Consider the following 22,148-nt stretch of genomic DNA (forward strand, 5'->3'; position numbering starts at 1 on the left):
GAGTGTTCCTTAGCCTAAATGAGAATTATAGTTTGTTTGCGTTTTCAGAAAGATATTGAGCAACTCCATCGTGAGTAGCTTTCATTCCTTTCTCACCTTTTCTCCAACCAGCTGGACAAACTTCACCGTTTTGCTCAAAGAATACCAAAGCATCTACCATTCTTAGCATTTCGTCAATATTTCTACCTAGTGGTAAATCATTAATAACAGCGTGTCTAACAACTTGATTTTTGTCAATCAAAAAAGATCCTCTTAGAGCTACTGCTCCATCAAACAACACATCATAATCTCTTGAAATTTGTTTAGTTACATCAGCAACCATTGGGAAAGTTACATTGCCAATACCACCTTTTTCAATAGGAGTATTTTTCCAAGCAAAATGCACTACTTCAGTATCTGTAGATACGCCAATAACATTAAAACCTTTTTCTTGAAAATCTTTTACACGATGGTCAAAAGCAATTATTTCAGAAGGACACACAAATGTGAAATCCTTTGGCCAGAAGAATACAACTGCACCATTTTTGCCAAGATTTTTTGACAACTCAAAGTCTTCTACGATTTGGTTATTAGCCAATACAGCCGCAGCCTTAAAATCAGGGGCTTTTTTTGTTACTAACATTTTTTCTCCTTAGTGTTAATTCTATGTTCTTGATTTTGATAATGAGATAATAATTATCAATTAGAAATAATAACAATCAAAAGTTAATTGATAAGTAATGTCTTTTGGGAACACAAAACGAAGATGTGTTTATATGGAAATATTTGTCAAAAATGTGGTACAATCCGAAGGAAAATTTTAAAATACAAGGTGAGTTTTATGAAAAATGAATTTCTCTTTACGTCTGAATCAGTGACTGAAGGTCATCCAGATAAAATGGCAGATCAAATAAGCGATGCTGTTTTGGATTATATAATAGGTAGAGATAAAAATGCTAGAGTTGCATGTGAAACGCTTGTTTCTAATGGATTTTGCGTCATAGCTGGGGAATTAAAAACATCTGTTTATGCACCTATGCAAGAGATTGCTAGAGAAGTTATTAAAGATATAGGATATACAGATGCGTTGTATGGATTTGATTATCGAAGTGCAGCTGTATTGAATGGAATTGGTGAGCAGAGTCCTGATATTAATCAAGGGGTAGATAGATCTGATGGTGAGATAGGGGCTGGAGATCAGGGATTGATGTTTGGATATGCTTGTAAGGAAACTGATTCATTGATGCCTTTACCTATTTGGTTTGCTCACAAACTCACTGAAGCACTTGCAAAAAAAAGAAAAGATGGGACACTTCCTTTTTTAAGACCTGATGGTAAGTCTCAAGTAACCGTTAAGTATGTAGATGGAAAACCTGTATCTATTGATACAATTGTTATTTCAACCCAGCATTCTCCTGAGGTTGATCAAAAGCATCTCAGAGAATCTGTCATAGAGGAAATTGTTCATAAGATATTACCTCAGGAGTATTTGAATAATGATATTAAATATCATGTGAATCCAACTGGAAAATTTGTCATTGGTGGACCTCAAGGAGATGCTGGACTTACAGGCAGAAAGATTATTGTAGATACTTATGGCGGGAGCTGTCCTCATGGCGGAGGAGCATTTAGTGGAAAAGATCCCAGTAAGGTTGATAGAAGTGCAGCATATGCAGCTAGATATGTCGCTAAAAATTTAGTTGCTAGTGGAGCTTGTGAAAAAGCTACAGTGCAATTAGCTTATGCTATTGGAGTCGTAGAACCTGTGTCTATTTATGTAAATACGCATGGTACATCTAAATATGATGATGCAAAAATAGAAGCTTGTGTTAGAAAAGTATTCAGACTCACCCCTAAGGGAATTATAGAAAGTTTAGATTTACTTAGACCTATTTATAGAAAAACTTCTGCTTACGGACATTTTGGAAGAGAATTGCCAGAATTTAGTTGGGAAAAAATAGATAAAGTGACCGAAATAAAAGAATTTTTGGGAATGTGAGTGATAGGATTTAGTTTTTTAGAATTTAATATGACTATAGGTTTTTCTTCTGGCAAAAACATCTGTTAGAACTTGATTGAAAGATATTCTTCAATCAAGTTCTTAAATTAAAGTTTTTTGATTTTCTTTTGTGGTATTGCTTTATTTATTGCAAAACTCAAAAAATTCTACATTAATAGCATACCTTAAGCATTTTGAATATTATTTTTAGCTATAATTTCAGTTTGGATTATTTATGGTCGCAAAATACACAAATGAGGAGATATTTATTTCATGGTAGAGCAAACACTTTCAATTATCAAGCCAGATGCGGTGCAAAAAAGAGTGATCGGGAAAATTATCGATAGATTTGAGAGTCACGATCTTAAAATTGTGGCTATAAAAAAACTTCAATTGTCAGAATATGATGCGAAGGCTTTTTATGCTGTGCATAAAGAAAGACCTTTTTTTGGGGATTTAGTAAAATTTATGATCAGTGGTCCTGTAGTGGCTATGGTGTTAGAGGGTGAAGATGCTGTTGCTAAAAATCGCGATCTAATGGGAGCTACAAATCCAAAAGAGGCAAAGCCTGGAACTATTCGTGCAGATTTTGCAGAAAGCATAGATGCAAATGCGGTTCATGGAAGTGATAGCATTGAAAATGCAAAATTAGAAATCGAATTTTTCTTTTCAAAAAGGGAAATTTGTTAGCTTCAGATGAAAATAGAAATGAGAAAAATAACTCAACTCCCAAAGACTTTTTCTATTACTTCTGATGGGATTGAATTAAAGGGTCAGATTTATAGAAAAACTTCAAAAATCTTTCAAATGGAAGCTATTTTGAAAGGTTCTTTGGAGCTTATTTGCGATATAAGTGGAGATTTGTTTGTTAAATTTTTTGAACAACCTTTGGTTTTGTATATTTCAGATGGTATCTGGGATATACAAAGCCAAAATTCAAGACTTGATGATTTTGATATCATTGAGTTCTTTGATGGCTTTGTTGATGTAGAGTATATTTTACAAAGTGAGATAGAATCAATCAAAATGGACTATCATATAAAAGAAGAACAAGGAGTATAAAATGGCAGTTCCCGACAGAAGAGTAAGTAAGACTAGGGCAGCAAAGAGACGAACACACTATAAAGTAACATTGGCACGACCTGTTCGCGATAAAGACGGAAGTTGGAAAATGCCCCATCATATAAATAAGTTTACAGGCTCTTATAAGTAATACAAGATTATAAACCCCGCTAGTGTTGGTAATTTAATTTATATTGGAAGGGCTTAATGTTGAAAATAGTTATTGATGTCATGGGTGGCGATAATGGTGTTTTACCCATCATAGATGGAGTAAAGAGAGCTTTAAAAAATCAAAATTTTCAAGCGATATTAGTAGGTGATGAGGGTTTGATAAAACCTTTGATTTCTCAAGATATTGTTGATAGAGTTCAAGTTGTGCATTGCTCTGATTATATTAGGATGGAAGAGGCTGCATCTATTGCAGCAAAAAGAAAGGAATCTTCTATTTATGTTGGTATGGAGATTATTAGAGATAATCAAGCTCAAGCGATTGTTTCTGCAGGACATAGTGGGGCAACAATGAGTCTTGCTACTTTGAGGGTCGGTAGAATTGAGGGTGTTGCACGACCTGCAATCTGTACATTAATGCCATCTATTACTGCAAATCCTAGCATTATTTTAGATGCTGGTGCAAATACTGATTGCAAACCTGAATATCTTGTTGATTTTGCTATTATGGGCTATGAGTATGCCAAAAATGTATTAGGTTATGCTAAGCCACGTGTAGGACTTTTGACAAATGGAGAGGAAGATTCTAAGGGGAATGAACTCACAAAAGAAGCTTTTAAAATTTTGAAATCGTATGATTTTTTCAAAGGAAATGTTGAAGGAAACGATATTTATAATGGAAGCATAGATGTTGTTGTTTGTGACGGATTTACTGGAAATATTGTCTTAAAAGCGAGTGAAGGTGTGGCAACTTCGGTAAGCTATATTTTAAAAGAACATATTAAATCTTCTTTGAGTGGGCTTTTGGGCGGTTATCTTCTCAAAGGTGCTTTTGCCAAGCTCAAGAAGAAGTTAGATTATGCAGAATATGGCGGTGCCCCCCTTTTAGGTGTGAATAAAACTGTTATTATTAGCCATGGAAAAAGTAACGCTAGGGCAATTGAGTGTGCTATTTATCAAGCTATAAGAGCTATAGAAGCAAATGTTTGTGAGAAGATTGCTCAAGCTTTTGTTAATAAGGGATGATGGTTTATGAAATACGCTTGTTTAAAATCCATCGCTTCTTATGTTCCTAAAAGATGTGTCAAAAATTCTGAGTTTGAAAAAACATTAGATACAACAGATGAGTGGATACAAAAACGCACAGGAATACAGACGCGTTATTTTGCTTCTGATGAAGAAAACACAAGTGACTTGGGTTTTCAAGCTGCAAAACTTGCACTAGATCGTTCAGGACTTCAAGCTAGTGATATTGATTTGGTGATTGTTGCAACATTGAGTCCAGATTATTTGAATATGCCTTCTACAGCCTGTCTTATTAGTGCAAAGTTAGGTATTAGAAATAAACCAGCCTTTGATATTTCTACAGCTTGTTCAGGGTTTATCTATTTGCTTTCTTTGGCAAAAGCATTTATTGAGTCAAATACTTATAACAATATACTCATCATAGGTGCTGAAAAAGTTAGCAGTGTACTTGATTTTACTGATAGAGGTACTTGCGTACTTTTTGGAGATGGTGCAGGTGCAGCTGTTATTACTCCCACTACAGATAAAAATCACTCTATTTTGGATGTGCATATTTCCGCAGATGGTGCTTATAATGACTTTTTATTTACTCCAAGAGTAACTAAAAAAAGTGAATTTATACAGGGACAGAGTATTCCTCAATGTATTCAAATGAAGGGAAATGAAACCTTTAAACTTGGAGTAAAAACGCTTATTAGCGATGTTGAGGAAATATTGCAAAAGAATGAAATTTTGCCCAGTCAAGTAGATTTTTTTATTCCTCATCAAGCAAATTTGCGTATTATCTCTGCAGTTGGAGAGCAGCTAAAATTTTCTTCAGAACAAGTCGTTATAACAGTACAAAAATATGGCAATACCTCCGCAGCAAGTATCCCGATGGCAATGAACGATGTTTATGAAAGTGGAAGACTTAAAAGTGGAAATTTAATTTTACTGGATGCATTTGGTGGTGGGGTTACTTGGGGTTCGGCATTGCTTTATTTTGGAGGCTAGATAGTGCTTTTTGTATCTGATAAAATAGGTAAGAACTATGAATTTTTATCTATATTTTCTCGAGATAGACGCTATCGTTTTGTGTTAGAACGTACTTGGGATGAGAAAAAACCTAAGTTATGTTTTATTACTCTAAATCCTGAAACTTCAGATACTTACCATTGGGATAGCACTTTGCTTGTCTGTAAAGAGTTTGCAATGATATTTGAAGATGGAAGTTATGGAGGGGTTTGTATGTTGAATCTTTATCCTTACATTACTCATAAGACGACTGACTTGCTTGAATATGATGGAGAAATGTTCGAGAAAAATCTAGAATATATTCAATATTGCGTAAATAAAAGTAAAAAAGTATTTTGTGCTTGGGGTGACAATGTTTTTCGCAGAGCCGGAAAAATTAAGATACATAATGATTATGCCACCCAATTATGGAAAAAAATACAGAATTATAGAGATAAGATATATTGTTTTGGTTTGCTTAAAAGTTCTCATCCTTGCCACATTGTCCCAAAAGATGGGGGGATTTTGCTATCTAGATTTTTAAATGATTTGCAAAATGGTACTTTGCTTGAAGAGTGCCATTATAAAGGGTTAAAAGAATCTTTGTAGAATTCTTTAAATTCTAGCAGTTCTTTGGCAGTATCAACAGAATTTGTATTTGAGATAATATGGGAATATTTTCCTATTTTATAGACTTTGTCATAGTATTTTTCTATTAAGATTTCAGCAATTTTTTCTAATTCTTGATTTTCCCATAGTTTCCCAATAATTGCAAAAATATTTTTTTGAATGTAAGGTTTGATTTTTTCCATTGCCCAAAAAAAGTCTGCTTCAGGAATATTTTTATATAGTTTTACAATACGTCCAATTCGCTGTTCTATAGGGGCTTGTATCAAAATATTTATTCCATTGTGATACCCACTGAAGAGACTATTTGGAATAATAAGATTTCCTAGCTTTCTGGATTCTGCCTCTATAAATAAAATAGGTTGGTTTTGTTTATTTTGGATATCTTCATAAAGAATGTTTTCAAACATCTTTTGAGAGGGTTGTTTTCCCATGTAATAAGTTGCCATTCCTCCAAAACTAGATCCATAATGCCTCGCTAATTTTTCTAAATGAATGCTAGAATCTTCTAAAATTTCTATAATTTCGCTTTTTCCACATCCAGTAGGACCGCAAAGGCTAATAAAGCGATGCTTTAAGGGGGTATTAAAATAGTTTAGCACTTCATTTCTATAAGCCTTATAGCCATTTTCTAGTTTGGATACTCGAAAACCAATGTGCCCTAAAATAGTTTTCATCGCTTCGCTTCTTTTTCCGCCCCTTGCACAATAGACAATAGATTTGTTTTTGTGATTGAGTATGGCTTGTAGCATTTCATTTTCAGAGATAGAATCTAGGAGTGCAGAGATATTCTTACAAGCAATACTTGCTCCTAAAATACTCGCTTTTAGGGGAGATTCTTGTTTGTAGATAGTCCCAATTCTTGCATGTTCTTCGTTGCTAAAAACAGGTAGATTGATAGAGTTGGGTATATGGGAATAATCATATTCTCTCGGAGTTCTGACATCAATAATATAATCAAACTCTTTAAAGAGATTCTTATTTGATAATATTGCCATTGGTAAACATCCACCAGCTAATAGCTTTGGCCTCTTCAAGTTTTTCATAGAGTTTTTTTGCTTCCTTTTGATCGCTAGGTATTGGAGTAGTGTTTTTGAAATATTCTATTGGCATGTTAGGGACATAAATAAAACGATTGGTAGCAATCACATAATATCCAAGCGCATAACCATCTTCATGGTATTTGTTTGCATGATTGTTACTTAAAAGAGGCTTTCCAAAACTGCTATACTTAAAACCTTTTGGAGATACAAGTTCTACAATTGTTGGGGCAATATCTATGTGGGAACCTATGTTGTAAAGTTGTTTTGGAGTCAAGATGGGAGAATATACAATCAGCGGAATAGATTTTCCTTTTTGATTATTTAATTTTGCTCTAACATACATCCTGCCATAGTGATCGCCAGTAATAATAAAAAGAGATTGTGGAAAACGTTTAGAAGCTTCCTTGATAAATTTTGTAACCTGTTTATCATACCACCAGGCATGACCTAACATTGTTGCGACATCCTCATTATGATTAAATTCTTTTTTTGAAATATGGGTTTTTAAAAATGTATTTATTTTATCCATTGGGACATTGTAGTGTTTTAGATCTACATCATATGGAGGATGATTAGAAGTGGTCATTACCATATTAAATGTAGGATTTTGCGTCATCGCAGTATTGTCAATAAGATAGTCAAATAAAATAGGATCATACACCCCCCAAATATTTTCAAGCGGTTTGGGATAGGATTTATCTTGAGTATATTCCAATAAGTCTGTATTTCCAAATATTTTATCAAATCCTTCAGAATGAGTATATATATCAAGTTGTTGCCAAGCTTCAGATCCCCCATAGTAAAATCTAGTTTCATATCCAAGCTTTTTCATAATACCTCCAACGGCGGTTGGAAACAATGGCATAATACCCGCTTTAGAATTCAAAGCTGTATCAAAATTAAAAAGTCCCGTAATTTGTACATCAAGGCTTCTTATCGTTACATCAGCATTTTCTATAAAATGTTTTATTTTTAAGCCGTGTTTTCCATCTATAAGAGATTTTAGTCCAGACATTAATCCAATTTCATTAAATTCATTATCAAAATTCCATTCACTCAAGCTTTCTGAGACGATATAAAAAATATGCTTGATTTGGGGTGCTTTTTGTATGTTGGTGCTAGTGTGTTGCAGCAAAATAGAAAGATCAAAAGGGGGATTTGAATCTAAAGGAAGATTAAAAAAGCTTTTGGTTGTATCAATGGGAGATTTATTGTAAAAAAAAGTTGAATTTGCTTTGTAATTATGATAGACAACATAAAGATTACGAAATGCTCCTGGAGTTATTTTTTTTAAAAATGGATCTTTTGAAAATTTTGTATTCATATCTAGAGAAATTTCTTTAAATCCTAGATGGGAAGTGATAAAAATCAGCATTATGATACATAAAATACCAAAAGCTATCAAAGAGGAAATTTTAGGATATTTTTTTGGGAATTTTCTTAGAAAAAAAGAATCTACAAGGTTGGAAAATTTGTTGTAGATAAAAATAGAAATAGCAGTACATAGTATCAAAATGATAATTTTTGTGCCGATGTAATAATTTCCCTGCAATCCTGTTTTAAAGATAGCAGTTTTATCATCATTGATAAGTCCTAAGAGGTTATTATCAAATACATTTCCAAAAATACTAAAAAAAGCTATATTTGAAATACCTAAAAAAATACAGATAAAAAAGATAACTCCTGCATAAACATTTAAAATATATTTTTGAAATGAAAAAAAACACAATAAAATTCCAAGAATCAAAAACATAACACTTGCAAACGCTACTGTTTTATTATCATATTTTGAGCCATTTATGAGTGTATTTATAATATCATAGAAGCTTACTTCCCCCATTGCATTTTGGTATATTCCGGTATAAAGTATAAAACAAATACGAATACATATAAATAAAAAAGCAAGAAAAAGAGTAAAGCTAATTGTTTTAAGTATAGTTGAAAAGATTCTCACAACAATCCTTATAATATTAAAAATAAAAGAGTGTATTATAAGGATATTTTTATAAAAAAGAATTAAATTATTTTAAATTATAATAATTATTATTTGATATTTTTTTAATAAAATAAATTATTATAGAAATAATAGATAATATCCATGTGGGCACATCAATAAAGTAATCAAATAAGTTTTTAGAATCCATTGTATTTAAAGAATATGCAAAAAGACATAGCAAATAAATAATGCCCAATATTTTGTCAATATAATAAGCAACAATAGTAATCAGACAACAAGTGATAATAATAAAAATAGATGATTGATAATATAGGTTGATGGGTATGAGATTTAATGCACTCAAATACAAAATAAGCCCGAAGAGAAAAATAAATACAAATCCTCTTAGGCTTATAAGATTGTTTTGATGGGTTTTGAGATTTTCAAATATTGTCATAATGCAAAAAGTAAATAAAAATACACTCATTCTTCCTGTGTAACTATAGGTCAAAATATTAATTGAGAGATTATTTATAGGAATATTTACGACAATTGCACCTAGTATCATCAGGATAAAATTTATTTTTTTTGAAACTTTTGCCCTATGTCCAAAATATCCTAGAAATGCCATATAAGCCAAAGAAAAAACATAATCATTCATAGTTTTGTCCTTAAAAATGAGCGATTTAAACGAATATGCCTTATATTTTTTCTATTAAAAGTATATACAATATCGATATTATCACCATCTGTAATAGTTGTAGGATAGCTCACTTCAGCAGAGGTGGTATAATCCAAATCAGTGATTTTTCTAAATTGTTTTGGAGAAATCATTATAGATAAAGTTAGTGTTCCTCGTTCAAGGCCAGGAGATTTATTGAAAGTGTTATGAATGAGATAAATATCCTTATTAAATCTAATTAAATTGGCAGAATTATCATAATTTTTTATATTTGTTTTCTCTGGGGGTAGCCATTTCTCTCCACCATCTTCGCATACTTGTGAAAACATTGTATTTTGATAGACATTTTTGTTTCTAAAAACGGCTAAACATTTTGTATGCGATAGTGGAGCAAGAGTTGGTTGAAGCTGACCATGAAGATTATTTGGCTTGTTGGTAGAAACAACATTGCCAGAAGAGTCGAATCTAACCATTAGTGAATATTTATCGGCAAGTTCATGATAAATGGGTAAAATAAATCCCCCATCGCTAAGTGCGATAGGAGTAGATCGAACAAGATTACTAATATTTCCAAATGGGCTCAATTCAAGCATTTGTTTGTAAGTAAGAGTTTTTTGTGGCGAAAATTCATCACTATATAATTCATAGATTTTACTTGTCGCCCATCCTCCAATGCTTACGCCAACCACAAAAAGATAAATCCTATTTTTAACTCTATATAATACGGGATTGCCAAGTTTTTTGATGTATTGTTTGGATTTTTTGCTCAAATCTTCTCTTGTAAGCATTACAAATGGCTTACTCCAGAAGCGTTTCTTACTATCATAGATGCTACCATAAATTTTGACATCTTTGGCACCTTCTTTGCTTCCTGCAAAAAATGCAGCCAAAAGGTTTCCATTTTCAAGACTTGTAAGTGTTGCAGAGTGTGCAGAAGCTACTCCTTCAGGCATGGGAATATCTATTTTTGAAAAATAGGGTTCAGTGTAGGGGATAGGCTTGATAGCTATTTGAAAATCCATTTTATCTTTAGGGACTTGATAGGAAAGGTAGGAAAACCATCCTCCAAGCAAAATTACAATAAGGATAAAATAGATTTTTTTCATATAACTTGCGTCCATTCCAATAATGCACCCGCATTGAAGGGGATAATATTATTTTGTATAAGTTTGATTTGTGTGGGCACCCAAGAATGTTTCTTGCACAACCTTATCTCTTTAGGTTGTAGATCGTTGATATTGTATATTTTTTTAGCGTTGTTGCTGATAAAAGCTTGAAGATTTTCAAGCTTGTTGTGTTTTTCAAATAAAGTGGCTAATGCACACAATATCATTGGAGAAGAAAATATTCCAGCTGCAGCACTATCTTTGAGTTTATTTTTTTCTAAATGTGGTGCACTGTCAGAACCAAAACTAACCTTTGGATGTGCATTGAGTGCAAGGTTTAATAGCATATCTCTATCTTTTGGTGTTTTTAGTATAGGTTTGCAAAATCGATGGGCATTAAGAGCACCTCCTAGCATATCATCTAAGGTCATTGTGATATGATGTAATGTAAGCGTGGCATAAATATTAGGGTATGTTTCCAATAGCTCAATACTCCGATGATCGCTCATATGTTCAATAACGATTTTGAGTTTAGGAAAATCTTGTGCTAATTTGGCGAAGATTTTTCCAAACTGGTATTCTCTATCCATAGAAAAACCATTTGTTTCTCCGTGAATAGATAGTATAAACCCCATATTTTCTGCTATGTCGCATATTTTTAACATATGGGGTGTTAAGATTTCATTCAGACCATTTTCGCTATTAGTGGTTGCTCCTTTTGGATAAATCTTGAGAATTTTAATACCTTTGTTTTTGGCATATTTGAGTTCTTCTTCATTTATAGAATCTGTAATATAGAGAGTTAAAAAAGGTTTAAAAGTTTTGTGTTTTGAGTTTGAAGTAATTTCTTCACCATATTGAAGTGCGAGTTCAGTTGTTGTGATAGGCGTAGTTAGGTTTGGCATAACTACTGCCCCTGCGAATTGAGAGGTTGTATATTCAATGATATTTTTCAGCATTTCACCTTCTCGCAAGTGTAAATGCATATCAAGCGGGTCTTTCAAAACAATTTCTTCCATAGGGGATCCTTGATTTTTTGTTAGGATTTAATTTTACTATGTTAGAATTAATTTTACTCCAATTTTAAAAAATTAATTAATATATAGTGAAATTTATCTAGTATAAAAATCCCCAATATATGATATTTATATTATATATATTAAATTAAAAATAATTCTTATCATTAATTTAATATAAAATAAATCATAAATTTTATTTATAGGGAAATAACAAATAAGCTCAAAAATAAAATTAGACACCATACAGAATCCAATTTAGATTATCTATAAAGAAAGTATCTTACCTTAATTCTTATGAGAGTTTTTGTGGTGGGTCTAGGATAATCTTTATAGGCTATTTCTATTGTTCTGGTGGTATTTTTATCTAGGATAATAGATCCTGAATTTTTGATAATTTTCAAATCACTAATATCACCGTTAGGATATAGGTAAAATTCTATAGCATTTTCTCCATCTTGTCCCAAGTATCCAGCCTCTCTTGGGTATTGTAGATATTTTTGTGTGATTCTTCCAATATCTCTTAGGTTGTTTTTGATAAAGTCTTTTTCTGCACTACCTAAATCTCCAAATTCATCCCCATAAAGTTCATCAATCTCTTCTTTTGTGTCAGAATCCAATCCTTTATCGTCTTGAAGGCTTTGTGAAGAATTTTGAGGTATTTGTAATGCCATCATTTGTTGCTTGGAGAGTAGAGAGAGATTTTTGGGATCAATATAATCTTTATCGTATTTATGAAGAGCTTTTTCTTTTGAATCCTGCTGTTTTTTTTGTTGAGTTATTTTACTCTTTTCCTCTTGTTTTGGAGGTGTTTTTTGGGCTTGGGCAGGATTATTTTTACTTGGGGTGGCATCTAGTGTTGGCATAGTTGGGGGAGTGTTGATAGATTGTATGGGGGTAGGGTTACTTTTATTTGCCTTAGTTACTGGTGGGGCACCGGGTTTATTTTTTGAAGGATCTTGAGAATGTCCTCTTTTGAGAACCAATAAATTACTCGCATCTATTTTTTCTAAGCGTGGGGGAGTGTGAGTAAGTTTGCTAAGTGCATAGACGAGCAACAATACCAATAGATGAAAAAAAATAGATAGAAATAATGCAATAATAAAACGTTTTTCAGATCCTTTGTCTTGCATTTTTCTTTTTATTTAACCTTTATTTTTTGCTTAAAGAAGTCCAAATTTTATCATCGATCATTCTTTTTTTATTCCCCTTTGCCTCAGAAGCATTTTTCATTTCTTTGATGAATTCTGAAGAATTATCTATGTTTATTTTATCAATAAGAATATTTTGTTTATTTCCCAGCAGTATCAGATATTGATATTTTTCTCCTCCAAGTAGAAGGAGTCTATTATTTGCATCGATATTTTTGGTTGCTAGAATTTGAAGTTTTGAATTTTTAATTTCAAAGATTGTTTTGTTTGTAGAGGAACGGATTTTTTTTCTTACAAAGAACATTATTAAAATAAGTGCCACCATAAATCCTAACACTAACCAATACTGATAATCTTGCATTCCTAGACTTGTAGAGTTAGAAGAAGTTTCTGATTTAAATAGATCGGGCTTTATAGAAGAGGGTGTTTTTATGATGGAATTTACATTATCAATGGATTTTTTGAATAGAAAACGCAATCTTAAAGTATAGCCATCTTTGGACTTACTTGCATTGATTTCAAAAGGAATCTTTGATTTTGGAACAATATAAATATCTTTATTTTTTGAAAAAATTTCAAGGGATGTTAAAACAGAAGAGGCAAAATTTCTTTGCAGTTTTTGTTTAGTTGTCGCATTTTTTAGCAAGATTATTTTTTCGTTTTGGATATTGAATTCTTGAGGAGATGAGGTGAATTGCATATTGGAGAAAAACATCACATCAATGCTATTTCCACGATCAAAAACTTCTATTTTTTTGATCATCGCCTGTGCGAACAAAGAATGAAAAAATATAATAAATACAATAAATATTTTTTTCATCTATGATTAAGAATCTCTTGTGAGGTAGTAAATAATTGCATTTGAATCAAGTATTTCATTGAGTCTAATGGCTAGATTTTTTTCATAGACCATTACCTCGCCTTTCCCAACAACTCTTCCATTAACAAAGGTATCTACACTTTCTCCAGCAGGTTTTCCTAGATCTATGATAGATCCTTTTTCAAATTTGAGTATCTCAGATAGGGGAATTTTTGTTGAACCTAGTTCAGCATTAAAGGTTATTTCCATATCTAGTAATCCTTCATAGTTGCTCATCAGATCTTCAAGATAGGTTGCTAACTCAATATCTTTTTCAGAATGGATTTTTTGCTTGTCTAAAATAGAATTTTGCTCATTCATTTTTTGCCTTTAAATACTATATTTAAGCTACTCTCATTTATCTGGGTCTGATTTGAATCTCATAAATCGTATCAAATTTTGATAATTATACCTTAATTTATGCTCGATAGTTTTTTGTTATTATTGAATTCACAAAAATATCTTCAAGCTATCAAGCAGGTTTAAAATTGCTTTTTGAGAGACAAAATTCTTCTACAAAACATTTTTCACACTCAGGTTTTAATGCCTTGCAAGTATATCTTCCAAAAAGCACAAAAGCTTGATGAAGAATACTCAAGTTTGTTTTAAAAGCCTTACTTAAATCTATTTCTGTTTGTAATGCAGTTTTTGCTTTGCTAAGACCCAATCTGTGAGATGTTCTAAATACATGCGTATCTACAGCCATATAATTAGCTTCAAAATACTCTATAAGAACTACATTGGCAGTTTTCTGTCCTACTCCCGCAAGAGTTTTAAGTTCTTCTTGAGTGGAAGGAATTTTGCCTTCAAAATTTTCCATTACTTGGTTTGCCATTTTGATAAGATTATTAGCTTTTGTATTGAAATAAGAGATGGATTTTATAAGTTCTTTGACTTCTAAAATATCTGCTTTTGCTAGAATTTCAGGAGTAGGGTATTTGGAAAATAGAGCAGGGGTAACGATATTAACTCTTTTATCAGTGCATTGTGCAGAGAGCATTACACAAACTAGAAGTTCATAAATATTTCTATATTGTAACTCTGTTTTTGGATTTGCATAATGTTGTAAAAAACGTTTTTTTATTTCCTGAATTTTTTGGATTTTGGTCATTATAAAACAACTTCTACTTGAATTTGTTTGGCTTCATAATCGCGCAAAGCAATTTGAGATTGATCAATACAAATAGAGAGAGTAGATTTTTTTGCTGTGTGATGCATCAACTTTATGATAGCTCCTTTTGTGATTCCAAAGGCTATGAAGCGGTTTTTTAGAGCTTCATCAGAGAAATCAATATTTGTTATTTTGTATTGATGATCTATTTGGCACTTATCTAATGTCATTTTCGCTCCTCTTGATATGCGTATAATTTTAGATTATTATAATACTAAATATTAAATTTATTCTTTTTTAGATTGATTTATTTTACTCACTTTCATTCATTTCTTTTTTGACTTCATTGATAATAATATCAATAGGAGTAAAAGCTCTTCTGAGAATATTAAATGGTGCTTTGATGGCATCTTCAGCTAAACTCACTTGTGTTTTTGGGTCTTTTAGAGTGCCATTCACAATAACATTTGTAGATATTTTACCTTCTTTTCCCAGTATGAGATAGCCAAAGATTGGGATTTTATTCAAAATATTGCTGAAATTCTTGATGGTGGAAATTTTGAGATTCATATTAATCTCATCGGTATCTGACTCAATGATACCATTCCCACTCACATCCATTGAAGTTCCTATAAGGTCAATGCGTTCAAATCCAATATATTTTTTATTGATGGCAAAAACGATATGTCCTTTTTGAATTTCATATCCCTTTGTACCTAGATTTGGATTTTTGAAAACTATCAAAGAAGGAATAGTATCAATAAGATTGATGATATTTTGGAGGACAACAAAGTTTTTAAATAGTGTATTTTGAATATTTAACTCACCATTAAAGATTTCATTTTTGTAAGCTCCAAAGAGCGAAAATAACCCCCCTTGGATGAAATCTGTTTTGAATGTGTTGTTGATAAAATCCCCGCTAAAATTATTGGCACGAACGAAGATGATTTTATGCACGAGATCTAAATTTGCCACTCCATTTTTATGCGTTGCATCTATAGCGACCCGTCCATCTTGTATTCTTAAATTTACGCTATCTAGGGGGATTTTATATTCCTTAAATGTGATGGTGGAATTATCTGATTCTAGGTTTATAATACTAGGATCAATATTGTGCGAGCGTTCATATTTTCTTTTTTCGCGAATAAAAAAAGTCTCCTGCTCGATTTCTTTATAACTCAAATCAGGAGTTTTTGGATTATCATCTGCTAACATTTCTTCTATTGCGGGGATTTTGCTTTCAAGAAATTCATTGAGATTAAAATCCATATTTTTTAATCTTATTTTTGTTTGAGGACCTTTTATGCTTACTGCTATATCGTTATTTGGAGAGTTCGCAATCACGACATCTTTATTTATTTTTCCAGATAAAGATAATTCTGATATTTTTTTCCCATCTTTTGAATAAAGAGGAATGTTTAGATTCCACAATTGAATATCAAAATTGATATTTTCAAAATCACTTGTTTTTATATCAGCATTTCCGTTTGTAATCCCAATATATTTCAGAAGTGGTGAATAAGGATAAAGCTTACCAATATCATTTGCCTTCACAGAATAGGTATTATTTTCAATACTACCAGAAATTCCAATATCTGGAATAGATAATTTTATGGATTCTGGATTTGAAAAATCCATATTCACATCAAGTGTGGGCAATGTTTTTGAGGTAGCGTAAAAAATATCCTCGATAAATTTTTTCTGATTATCTGCTTTGATAGCTTCTATAATTTTGCGTCTAAGAGTCTGTGGAGAGAGTTTTTGTGTCGGAAAAATAAATTTGGTTTGCTGAGGTTTTTTAGACAGATTATTTTTTTGATCTTGAGTTTGATAGGTAGAAGCAACATTATCGGTGGCTATATTTGATTCCTCGCCTTGATCTTCGTTGTTAGAATTGCTCTCTTGGGTTTGTGATAACGCTTCTTGTTGTGTTGACGCATTTGGTTCATATGGTTTTGTATTGATATCATTATCTGTGCTAATGTGAATTTTGTGGATTTTTGCATTTGCTTGAAGTGTTTTTTCTATCAAGTTTAGGGTAATTTTAGCATCTATATCAGCTATATTTTGATAGTGCGTATCTGTGGTGTCAATATAGACATATTCATACTCTGGACCAATATCTAACGAAACACCCACATTTTTTGCCCACAGAGGTGTTTTATAAACCGAGATATTGCTTTCTTGAGTATTTATTTGTCCTTTTACACCTATAATGGGCTCAGAATCTTGGAGGAACTGCAAGGATATCAATAGACCTACATCTACTCTTGAGCTTACAGAATCAATAGGGAGTTCAATATTATAAATTTTCAGTAAATTTTTTATAGAATCATTATAGTAAGCATCCTTAGAAAGTATATTTATCTGCAGGGTTGGAGATTGTAAAAGATGTGTGAGCTCGACTTTTGAGCCTTGAAGATCTGTATCTTCATAGTTAGGTTTTTGTAAATCAATTGAGAGTTTTTCTTTTTCTAGTCTTAATGTAGCCATTTGGGCAGTAATAGGTGAAATACTTTCATCAAGGAAAATGTGAGGCTCTTTGATTGTTGCTTTAATGTTTGCACTCTGGATAACACTGGGCAAAAAACTATCTTTGGTTAGTGTTGCTTGTATTTGTGCAGAATCAATTTGAAGAGTGGAAAATTTTATTTTTTCAAAAAGCCATTTCCCCAACTCATCATTTTCTTCATTTTCAGTTAGATATGATTTTAAAAAATCAATGTTTTTGATTTCAGAGGTTTTTGCTTTGAGCTTGAGAATCTTTAGATTTGTGATTCCCTGCAGATAGAGTTTGTCTTTTTTTTCATTTATGGGACTAACTATGAGATTAAAGCCAAGTTTTCTACTTTGGGTAGAATAGATAATATCACCATCTGTTTGAACCCCCATTTTTTTTAGAACTAGATCGAGGATTTTTAATTTGATATCTTTATTGTTGTCTTCAATTGCAAAGTTTGCTTGAATATTTGGAAATTGAAGCGTGTATTTCTGACCATCGTATATAACCGAAGCTTGGTTTTCTTGATCTAAGATGATATTTTTGATAGAGAGTTTTTGAAAATAAGAAATAGCCCAAATTCCATATTTTATATTGTCTGTGATAGATTCTATATCAAATGATTTTTTAGAAGGCGTTTTCAGATATGCAGATACATCAAGTTTTTTGACATCTAATATAAGCTTATTGTCTAGTTTTAGATATAATCCATTTATGTTTATTTTGCCGATTTTTAGATTTTTGATATGAAATCCATCGGATAAAATTCTATAACCTGTAAAAAGTAGTATAAGCACGATGACGAAGAATATAATTAGGCTCAATATTTTTTTTGATACGATTTTACTCATAGTTGTGTCAGTCTTTTTTTATTTAAGTATCCCTATAAGGTCAAGTAGCGTGATCTACATGCCTCAGGGTTCAATTAGTGGAATTATAACATATTTATCAAAAAACAATTTCGATATTAATCAATTAGACAAATATATTTTGAGAATAATGGGGAAACCTCAAAGTGGATGGATAGATATTGGAAGTACGGAGCTTACAAAAGGCGACTTTTTATACAAACTTACCAAATCAAAAGCGGCACTTCAAGACATCACTCTCATACCTGGTGAGACGATGTATTTTTTTATTCAAGATGCTAGTAAAATATTTGGATTGAGTGAAAAATCTCTTTGGGATGCTTATCATAAATACTCACCACTTCCTGATGGAATCATATTGCCTAATACTTATAAACTCCCACTAGGTATTAGTGCAAATTATTTCATGCAATATTTATTAAATCAATCGATGAATAAGCATAAAGAATTGGCAATTAAAGTGCTCGGAGAATTTGATGCAAAACAATGGTTTCGATATGTAACGATGGCTTCTATTGTTCAAAAAGAAGCAGCGGATAAGGAGGAAATGCCTATTATCGCAGCTGTTATCTATAATAGAATTAGGATTGGTATGCCATTACAGATGGATGGATCTCTAAATTATGGGAAATATTCTCATATCAAAGTTACTCCAGAACGTATCAAGAATGATACTACACCCTATAATACTTACAAACACAGAGGGGTTCCTCCTTATCCTATAGGTAGTGCAAGTATGGATGCAATACTAGCAGTTATCAACCCTGCAAATGTAAAATATCTGTATTTTGTAAAAACAAAAACCGGTAAGCATATTTTTAGCAACACCTACAAACAACATCTTAAAAATGTTAAGTAAAACCAATTTTTACTTACTTAAAGTGATTCTTAAGTTTATTTATAAGAAACTAACGCTTGAAATTTTCGGATGATATCTTAAGTCCCGATTTGTTTTTTTGATCCAAAAGTTATTTCAGATTAGTATTTTTTGGGAATTATGTCTGTCAGATATATAATTTTGTATTTTTGGAAGATTGGGATAAGGTTTATTCAAGATTTTATGTTAGTATTTTTTTTGATTGAGCTAGAGCTAACAAGTTAGGAATATATCAACTAAAGAATCAAAGGAGAGAGAATGTCTAATATGGCCGCACCTAAAGATTCCCCTGTATGGGTGAATGAAAATCGTTGTAAGGGCTGTGATATTTGTGTCTCTTTGTGCCCTGCAGGAGTGCTTGGTATGAAAATGGATGCAAATAAAGTATTAGGAAAGATTGTTAAGGTGAGACATCCAGAGAGTTGCATTGGATGTCTTGATTGTGAGTTGCATTGCCCTGATTTTGCCATTTATGTGGCAGATCGAAAAGAGTTTAAATTTGCAAAGGTATCACAAGAAGCTCAAGAAAGAGCTGAAAAAGTTAAAGCAAATAGCTTTATGTTGCTTGATTAAAAAATAAAGGGAAGATATGCGAGAAGTTATTTCTGGTGGAAATGAATTAGTAGCAATGGCTGCAATAGATGCAGGTTGTAGATTTTATGGCGGGTATCCTATCACACCTTCTTCAGATATTATGCATCAAATGAGTGTTTTGCTCCCTAAATATGGTGGGCATTTTATCCAAATGGAGGATGAAATCAGTGGTATTTCAGTATCTTTGGGTGCAAGTATGAGTGGCGTCAAATCAATGACAGGAAGCTCTGGACCGGGTATTTCTCTGAAAGTAGAGCAAATCGGTTTAGGGTTTATGGCAGAGATACCTCTTGTTATTGCTGATGTTATGCGATCAGGTCCTTCTACTGGTATGCCTACGCGTGTAGCACAGGGTGATATTTCATTTTTAAAACACCCAACACATGGCGATTTTAAAGCAGTGGCTTTGGCACCAGGTAATTTGGCAGAATCTTATACAGAGGCTTTCAGGGCTTTTAATCTAGCCGAAGAATTGATGACCCCAGTATTTTTGATGATGGATGAAACAATTGGCCACATGTATGGTAAGACAATGATCCCAGATTTAGAAGATATTCAAAAAACCATTATTAATAGAAAAAGATTTGATGGTGATCCAAAAGATTATCAACCTTATGGGGTTTCTCAAAACGATCCTGCTGTTTTAAATCCATTTTTTAAAGGTTATCGTTATCATATAACAGGTCTTCATCATGGACCTATTGGATTTCCAACCGAAGATGCCAAGATGGGACAAGCATTGATTGATAGATTATTTGGAAAAATTGACTCCAGAATAGATACGATAACCAAAAATGAAGAACTTGATTTAGACGGTGCTGAGATTGCTATTATTGCTTATGGATCAGTTTCTTTGGCGGTAAAAGAAGCGATGATAGAGCTGAAAAAACAAAATGGTAAAAAAGTGGGACTCTTTCGGCCTATAACAATTTGGCCTAGCCCAGAGAAGCAAATCAAAGCTTTAGGGGAAAAATTTGAAAAAATTTTGGTAATTGAGTTAAATAAGGGTCAGTATGTTGAAGAAATCGAGAGAATATTGCATAGAAAAGTGCATTTTATGGGACAAGCAAATGGTCGAAGTATTTCGCCTAGCCAAATCATCTCTAAGATAAAGGAGCTTTAAAATGGCATTTAATTACGATGAATACCTAAGAGTAGAAAAAATGCCCACACTTTGGTGTTGGGGATGTGGAGATGGCGTCATTTTGAAATCAATCATTCGTGCTATTGATGCTATTGGTTGGGATATGAATGATGTTTGTTTGGTGAGTGGAATTGGGTGCAGTGGAAGAATGAGTTCTTATGTGAATTGCAATACCGTACATACAACACATGGACGAGCTGTAGCATATGCAACAGGCATTAAGATGGCAAATCCCGATAAACATGTTATTGTTGTTTCTGGTGATGGTGATGCTCTGGCTATAGGAGGGAATCATACTATTCATGCTTGTAGAAGAAATATTGATATTAATTTCGTACTTGTAAATAATTTTATCTATGGTTTGACAAATTCTCAAACATCACCTACTACACCACAAGGAATGTGGACGGTAACTGCTCAGTATGGGAATATTGATAATAATTTTGATCCTTGCAGGTTAGCAGATGCAGCAGGAGCAACTTTTGTAGCTAGAGAGAGTGTTTTGGATCCGAAAAAAATAGAAAAAGTTTTTACTGAAGGATTTAAACACGAAGGGTTTAGTTTTTTTGATATTCACAGCAATTGTCATATCAATTTGGGTAGGAAAAATAAAATGGGTGAAGCAGTTCAGGTTCTTAACTGGATGGATTCTAGAATTCTCTCAAAAAGAAAATACGATGAGCTTAGTGAAGAAGAAAAAATAGGAAAATTTCCAACAGGAATTTTAAAACACGATACAAGTAAGACAGAATATACTCAAGCATATAAAGAAGTTATTAAAAAAGCACAAGAAAAAGGAGGGCATTAGGCATGGAAGCCCAGTTAAGATTTACAGGTGTGGGCGGACAGGGAGTCTTACTTGCTGGAGAGATACTTGCAGAATCTAGAATTGTGGCAGGTGGGTATGGTATCCAGGCCTCTACTTATACCAGCCAAGTTAGAGGAGGACCAACTAAGGTTGATATCTTGCTTGATTCTCAAGAAATTCTCTATCCTTATGCAAATGAGGGAGAGATAGACTTTATGTTATCCACAGCCCAAGTCAGCTACAATCAGTTTAAAGGTGGTTTAAAAAATGGTGCTCTTGTTGTGATCGAGCCTAATTTAGTTTATCCTACAGCCGAAGACTTTCAAAAATACCAGATTTATAAAATTCCAATTATCACTATTGCAAAAGAAGAAGTTGGAAATGTCGTAACGCAATCGGTTGTGGCTCTTGCGGTGACTGTTACTTTTACTAAATGTGTTGATAGGGATTTGGTTTTCAATACAATGATTAGCAAAGTTCCTCAAAAGGTCGTTGAGTTAAATAAAAAGGCTTTTGATTTAGGAGAAAAGTACGCTTTAGAAGCACTAAAATTAGGAGCTGCAAATTCTTGAGGTTTATCTCAGAAGTTGATCTAGGA

23 protein-coding genes and 1 pseudogene are annotated in these 22,148 nt (G+C 32.5%); 12 read left to right on the plus strand and 12 right to left on the minus strand.

Annotated elements, in window-relative coordinates:
* Positions 1-25: 25 nt before the first annotated feature.
* The gene (locus Q5I06_RS01505) at positions 26-622 is read right to left on the minus strand and encodes a peroxiredoxin (protein WP_305516438.1); all 597 of its coding nucleotides are present in this window, start codon (positions 620-622) and stop codon (positions 26-28) included.
* A gap of 198 nt (positions 623-820) precedes the next feature.
* On the opposite strand from Q5I06_RS01505, the gene metK reads away from it, so the two are divergent.
* The 7 genes from metK (at position 821) to Q5I06_RS01540 (ending at position 5,836) form a co-directional block, all read left to right on the plus strand.
* Positions 821-1,978 (plus strand): methionine adenosyltransferase, encoded by a 1,158-nt coding sequence (gene metK / locus Q5I06_RS01510; protein ID WP_305516439.1) that lies wholly within the window; start codon positions 821-823, stop codon positions 1,976-1,978.
* A 273-nt stretch (positions 1,979-2,251) separates the two neighbouring features.
* Positions 2,252-2,668, plus strand: a complete 417-nt coding sequence (ndk, locus tag Q5I06_RS01515; RefSeq protein ID WP_305516440.1) for a nucleoside-diphosphate kinase — start codon at positions 2,252-2,254, stop codon at positions 2,666-2,668.
* Positions 2,669-2,674: 6 nt separating this feature from the next.
* Positions 2,675-3,040, plus strand: coding sequence for a hypothetical protein (locus Q5I06_RS01520; RefSeq protein ID WP_370690904.1), 366 nt, complete (start codon positions 2,675-2,677; stop codon positions 3,038-3,040).
* A 1-nt stretch (position 3,041) separates the two neighbouring features.
* Complete coding sequence (gene rpmF / locus Q5I06_RS01525) at positions 3,042-3,191, plus strand: 50S ribosomal protein L32 (protein WP_095273487.1); 150 nt, start codon at positions 3,042-3,044, stop codon at positions 3,189-3,191.
* Between the two features lie 59 nt (positions 3,192-3,250).
* A complete protein-coding gene (gene plsX / locus Q5I06_RS01530) occupies positions 3,251-4,234 on the plus strand; it encodes a phosphate acyltransferase PlsX (RefSeq protein ID WP_305516442.1) in 984 nt (327 codons plus the stop codon).
* 6 nt (positions 4,235-4,240) lie between these two features.
* The gene (locus Q5I06_RS01535) at positions 4,241-5,227 is read left to right on the plus strand and encodes a beta-ketoacyl-ACP synthase III (RefSeq protein ID WP_305516443.1); all 987 of its coding nucleotides are present in this window, start codon (positions 4,241-4,243) and stop codon (positions 5,225-5,227) included.
* Positions 5,228-5,230: 3 nt separating this feature from the next.
* Positions 5,231-5,836, plus strand: a complete 606-nt coding sequence (locus Q5I06_RS01540; protein ID WP_305516444.1) for a DUF1643 domain-containing protein — start codon at positions 5,231-5,233, stop codon at positions 5,834-5,836.
* On the opposite strand, the gene mnmH is transcribed toward Q5I06_RS01540, so the two are convergent.
* The 11 genes and pseudogenes from mnmH to Q5I06_RS01595 all read right to left on the minus strand — a co-directional run bounded on the left by mnmH (position 5,809) and on the right by Q5I06_RS01595 (position 18,109).
* A complete protein-coding gene (gene mnmH, locus Q5I06_RS01545) occupies positions 5,809-6,852 on the minus strand; it encodes a tRNA 2-selenouridine(34) synthase MnmH (RefSeq protein WP_305516445.1) in 1,044 nt (347 codons plus the stop codon). The two genes, Q5I06_RS01540 and mnmH, sit on opposite strands and share 28 nt — an antisense overlap.
* Positions 6,833-8,851 (minus strand): LTA synthase family protein, encoded by a 2,019-nt coding sequence (locus Q5I06_RS01550; protein WP_305516446.1) that lies wholly within the window; start codon positions 8,849-8,851, stop codon positions 6,833-6,835. The genes mnmH and Q5I06_RS01550 overlap by 20 nt, the downstream gene beginning before the upstream one ends.
* 67 nt (positions 8,852-8,918) lie before the next feature.
* Positions 8,919-9,494 (minus strand): hypothetical protein, encoded by a 576-nt coding sequence (locus Q5I06_RS01555; protein ID WP_305516447.1) that lies wholly within the window; start codon positions 9,492-9,494, stop codon positions 8,919-8,921.
* On the minus strand, positions 9,491-10,621 hold the full coding sequence (locus tag Q5I06_RS01560) for an exo-alpha-sialidase (protein ID WP_305516448.1): 1,131 nt from the start codon (positions 10,619-10,621) through the stop codon (positions 9,491-9,493). Before Q5I06_RS01560 ends, Q5I06_RS01555 begins: the two co-directional genes overlap by 4 nt.
* A complete protein-coding gene (gene pyrC, locus Q5I06_RS01565) occupies positions 10,618-11,640 on the minus strand; it encodes a dihydroorotase (protein ID WP_305516449.1) in 1,023 nt (340 codons plus the stop codon). Before pyrC ends, Q5I06_RS01560 begins: the two co-directional genes overlap by 4 nt.
* Before the next feature lie 260 nt (positions 11,641-11,900).
* Positions 11,901-12,770 carry a TonB family protein gene (locus Q5I06_RS01570; RefSeq protein WP_305516450.1) on the minus strand — a complete coding sequence of 290 codons (870 nt, stop codon included), beginning with the start codon at positions 12,768-12,770 and terminating at the stop codon, positions 11,901-11,903.
* A gap of 19 nt (positions 12,771-12,789) precedes the next feature.
* The gene (locus Q5I06_RS01575; RefSeq protein WP_305516451.1) at positions 12,790-13,608 is read right to left on the minus strand and encodes a hypothetical protein; all 819 of its coding nucleotides are present in this window, start codon (positions 13,606-13,608) and stop codon (positions 12,790-12,792) included.
* 6 nt (positions 13,609-13,614) lie between these two features.
* Positions 13,615-13,917, minus strand: a pseudogene (gene fliN, locus Q5I06_RS01580) (flagellar motor switch protein FliN); the annotation flags it as partial.
* Positions 13,918-14,119: 202 nt separating this feature from the next.
* Positions 14,120-14,758 (minus strand): endonuclease III, encoded by a 639-nt coding sequence (gene nth, locus Q5I06_RS01585; RefSeq protein WP_305516453.1) that lies wholly within the window; start codon positions 14,756-14,758, stop codon positions 14,120-14,122.
* Positions 14,758-14,988, minus strand: a complete 231-nt coding sequence (locus Q5I06_RS01590) for a FeoA family protein (protein WP_305516454.1) — start codon at positions 14,986-14,988, stop codon at positions 14,758-14,760. Before Q5I06_RS01590 ends, nth begins: the two co-directional genes overlap by 1 nt.
* Positions 14,989-15,070: 82 nt before the next feature.
* The gene (locus Q5I06_RS01595; RefSeq protein ID WP_305516455.1) at positions 15,071-18,109 is read right to left on the minus strand and encodes a YhdP family protein; all 3,039 of its coding nucleotides are present in this window, start codon (positions 18,107-18,109) and stop codon (positions 15,071-15,073) included.
* Here Q5I06_RS01595 and mltG point away from each other — a divergent pair.
* The 5 genes from mltG (at position 18,057) to Q5I06_RS01620 (ending at position 22,122) form a co-directional block, all read left to right on the plus strand.
* On the plus strand, positions 18,057-18,986 hold the full coding sequence (mltG, locus tag Q5I06_RS01600; RefSeq protein ID WP_305516456.1) for an endolytic transglycosylase MltG: 930 nt from the start codon (positions 18,057-18,059) through the stop codon (positions 18,984-18,986). The genes Q5I06_RS01595 and mltG overlap by 53 nt on opposite strands.
* A gap of 276 nt (positions 18,987-19,262) precedes the next feature.
* Entirely contained in the window at positions 19,263-19,577 is a 315-nt protein-coding gene (locus Q5I06_RS01605; protein ID WP_305516457.1) for a 4Fe-4S dicluster domain-containing protein, read from the plus strand.
* Positions 19,578-19,593: 16 nt separating this feature from the next.
* Entirely contained in the window at positions 19,594-20,721 is a 1,128-nt protein-coding gene (locus Q5I06_RS01610; RefSeq protein ID WP_305516458.1) for a 2-oxoglutarate synthase subunit alpha, read from the plus strand.
* A gap of 1 nt (position 20,722) precedes the next feature.
* Positions 20,723-21,550, plus strand: a complete 828-nt coding sequence (locus Q5I06_RS01615; RefSeq protein WP_305516459.1) for a 2-oxoglutarate ferredoxin oxidoreductase subunit beta — start codon at positions 20,723-20,725, stop codon at positions 21,548-21,550.
* Positions 21,551-21,552: 2 nt separating this feature from the next.
* A complete protein-coding gene (locus tag Q5I06_RS01620; protein WP_305516460.1) occupies positions 21,553-22,122 on the plus strand; it encodes a 2-oxoacid:acceptor oxidoreductase family protein in 570 nt (189 codons plus the stop codon).
* The last annotated feature ends 26 nt before the right edge of the window (positions 22,123-22,148 follow it).

This window comes from Helicobacter cappadocius (assembly GCF_030688855.1).
GTDB classification, from domain to species: Bacteria; Campylobacterota; Campylobacteria; order Campylobacterales; family Helicobacteraceae; genus Helicobacter_J; species Helicobacter_J cappadocius.

What these genes read in the sequence shown, in the direction of transcription:
- Q5I06_RS01610 (WP_305516458.1), top strand. Translation starts at nt 19,594, where the DNA reads ATGCGAGAAGTTATTTCTGGTGGAAATGAATTAGTAGCAATGGCTGCA.
- metK (WP_305516439.1), top strand. Translation starts at nt 821, where the DNA reads ATGAAAAATGAATTTCTCTTTACGTCTGAATCAGTGACTGAAGGTCAT.
- Q5I06_RS01535 (WP_305516443.1), top strand. Translation starts at nt 4,241, where the DNA reads ATGAAATACGCTTGTTTAAAATCCATCGCTTCTTATGTTCCTAAAAGA.
- nth (WP_305516453.1), bottom strand. Translation starts at nt 14,758, where the DNA reads ATGACCAAAATCCAAAAAATTCAGGAAATAAAAAAACGTTTTTTACAA.
- Q5I06_RS01570 (WP_305516450.1), bottom strand. Translation starts at nt 12,770, where the DNA reads ATGCAAGACAAAGGATCTGAAAAACGTTTTATTATTGCATTATTTCTA.
- Q5I06_RS01605 (WP_305516457.1), top strand. Translation starts at nt 19,263, where the DNA reads ATGTCTAATATGGCCGCACCTAAAGATTCCCCTGTATGGGTGAATGAA.
- Q5I06_RS01595 (WP_305516455.1), bottom strand. Translation starts at nt 18,109, where the DNA reads ATGAGTAAAATCGTATCAAAAAAAATATTGAGCCTAATTATATTCTTC.
- Q5I06_RS01555 (WP_305516447.1), bottom strand. Translation starts at nt 9,494, where the DNA reads ATGAATGATTATGTTTTTTCTTTGGCTTATATGGCATTTCTAGGATAT.
- rpmF (WP_095273487.1), top strand. Translation starts at nt 3,042, where the DNA reads ATGGCAGTTCCCGACAGAAGAGTAAGTAAGACTAGGGCAGCAAAGAGA.
- Q5I06_RS01620 (WP_305516460.1), top strand. Translation starts at nt 21,553, where the DNA reads ATGGAAGCCCAGTTAAGATTTACAGGTGTGGGCGGACAGGGAGTCTTA.
- mltG (WP_305516456.1), top strand. Translation starts at nt 18,057, where the DNA reads ATGACGAAGAATATAATTAGGCTCAATATTTTTTTTGATACGATTTTA.
- Q5I06_RS01505 (WP_305516438.1), bottom strand. Translation starts at nt 622, where the DNA reads ATGTTAGTAACAAAAAAAGCCCCTGATTTTAAGGCTGCGGCTGTATTG.
- Q5I06_RS01575 (WP_305516451.1), bottom strand. Translation starts at nt 13,608, where the DNA reads ATGAAAAAAATATTTATTGTATTTATTATATTTTTTCATTCTTTGTTC.
- pyrC (WP_305516449.1), bottom strand. Translation starts at nt 11,640, where the DNA reads ATGGAAGAAATTGTTTTGAAAGACCCGCTTGATATGCATTTACACTTG.
- Q5I06_RS01590 (WP_305516454.1), bottom strand. Translation starts at nt 14,988, where the DNA reads ATGACATTAGATAAGTGCCAAATAGATCATCAATACAAAATAACAAAT.
- Q5I06_RS01560 (WP_305516448.1), bottom strand. Translation starts at nt 10,621, where the DNA reads ATGAAAAAAATCTATTTTATCCTTATTGTAATTTTGCTTGGAGGATGG.
- ndk (WP_305516440.1), top strand. Translation starts at nt 2,252, where the DNA reads ATGGTAGAGCAAACACTTTCAATTATCAAGCCAGATGCGGTGCAAAAA.
- Q5I06_RS01520 (WP_370690904.1), top strand. Translation starts at nt 2,675, where the DNA reads ATGAAAATAGAAATGAGAAAAATAACTCAACTCCCAAAGACTTTTTCT.
- Q5I06_RS01615 (WP_305516459.1), top strand. Translation starts at nt 20,723, where the DNA reads ATGGCATTTAATTACGATGAATACCTAAGAGTAGAAAAAATGCCCACA.
- mnmH (WP_305516445.1), bottom strand. Translation starts at nt 6,852, where the DNA reads ATGGCAATATTATCAAATAAGAATCTCTTTAAAGAGTTTGATTATATT.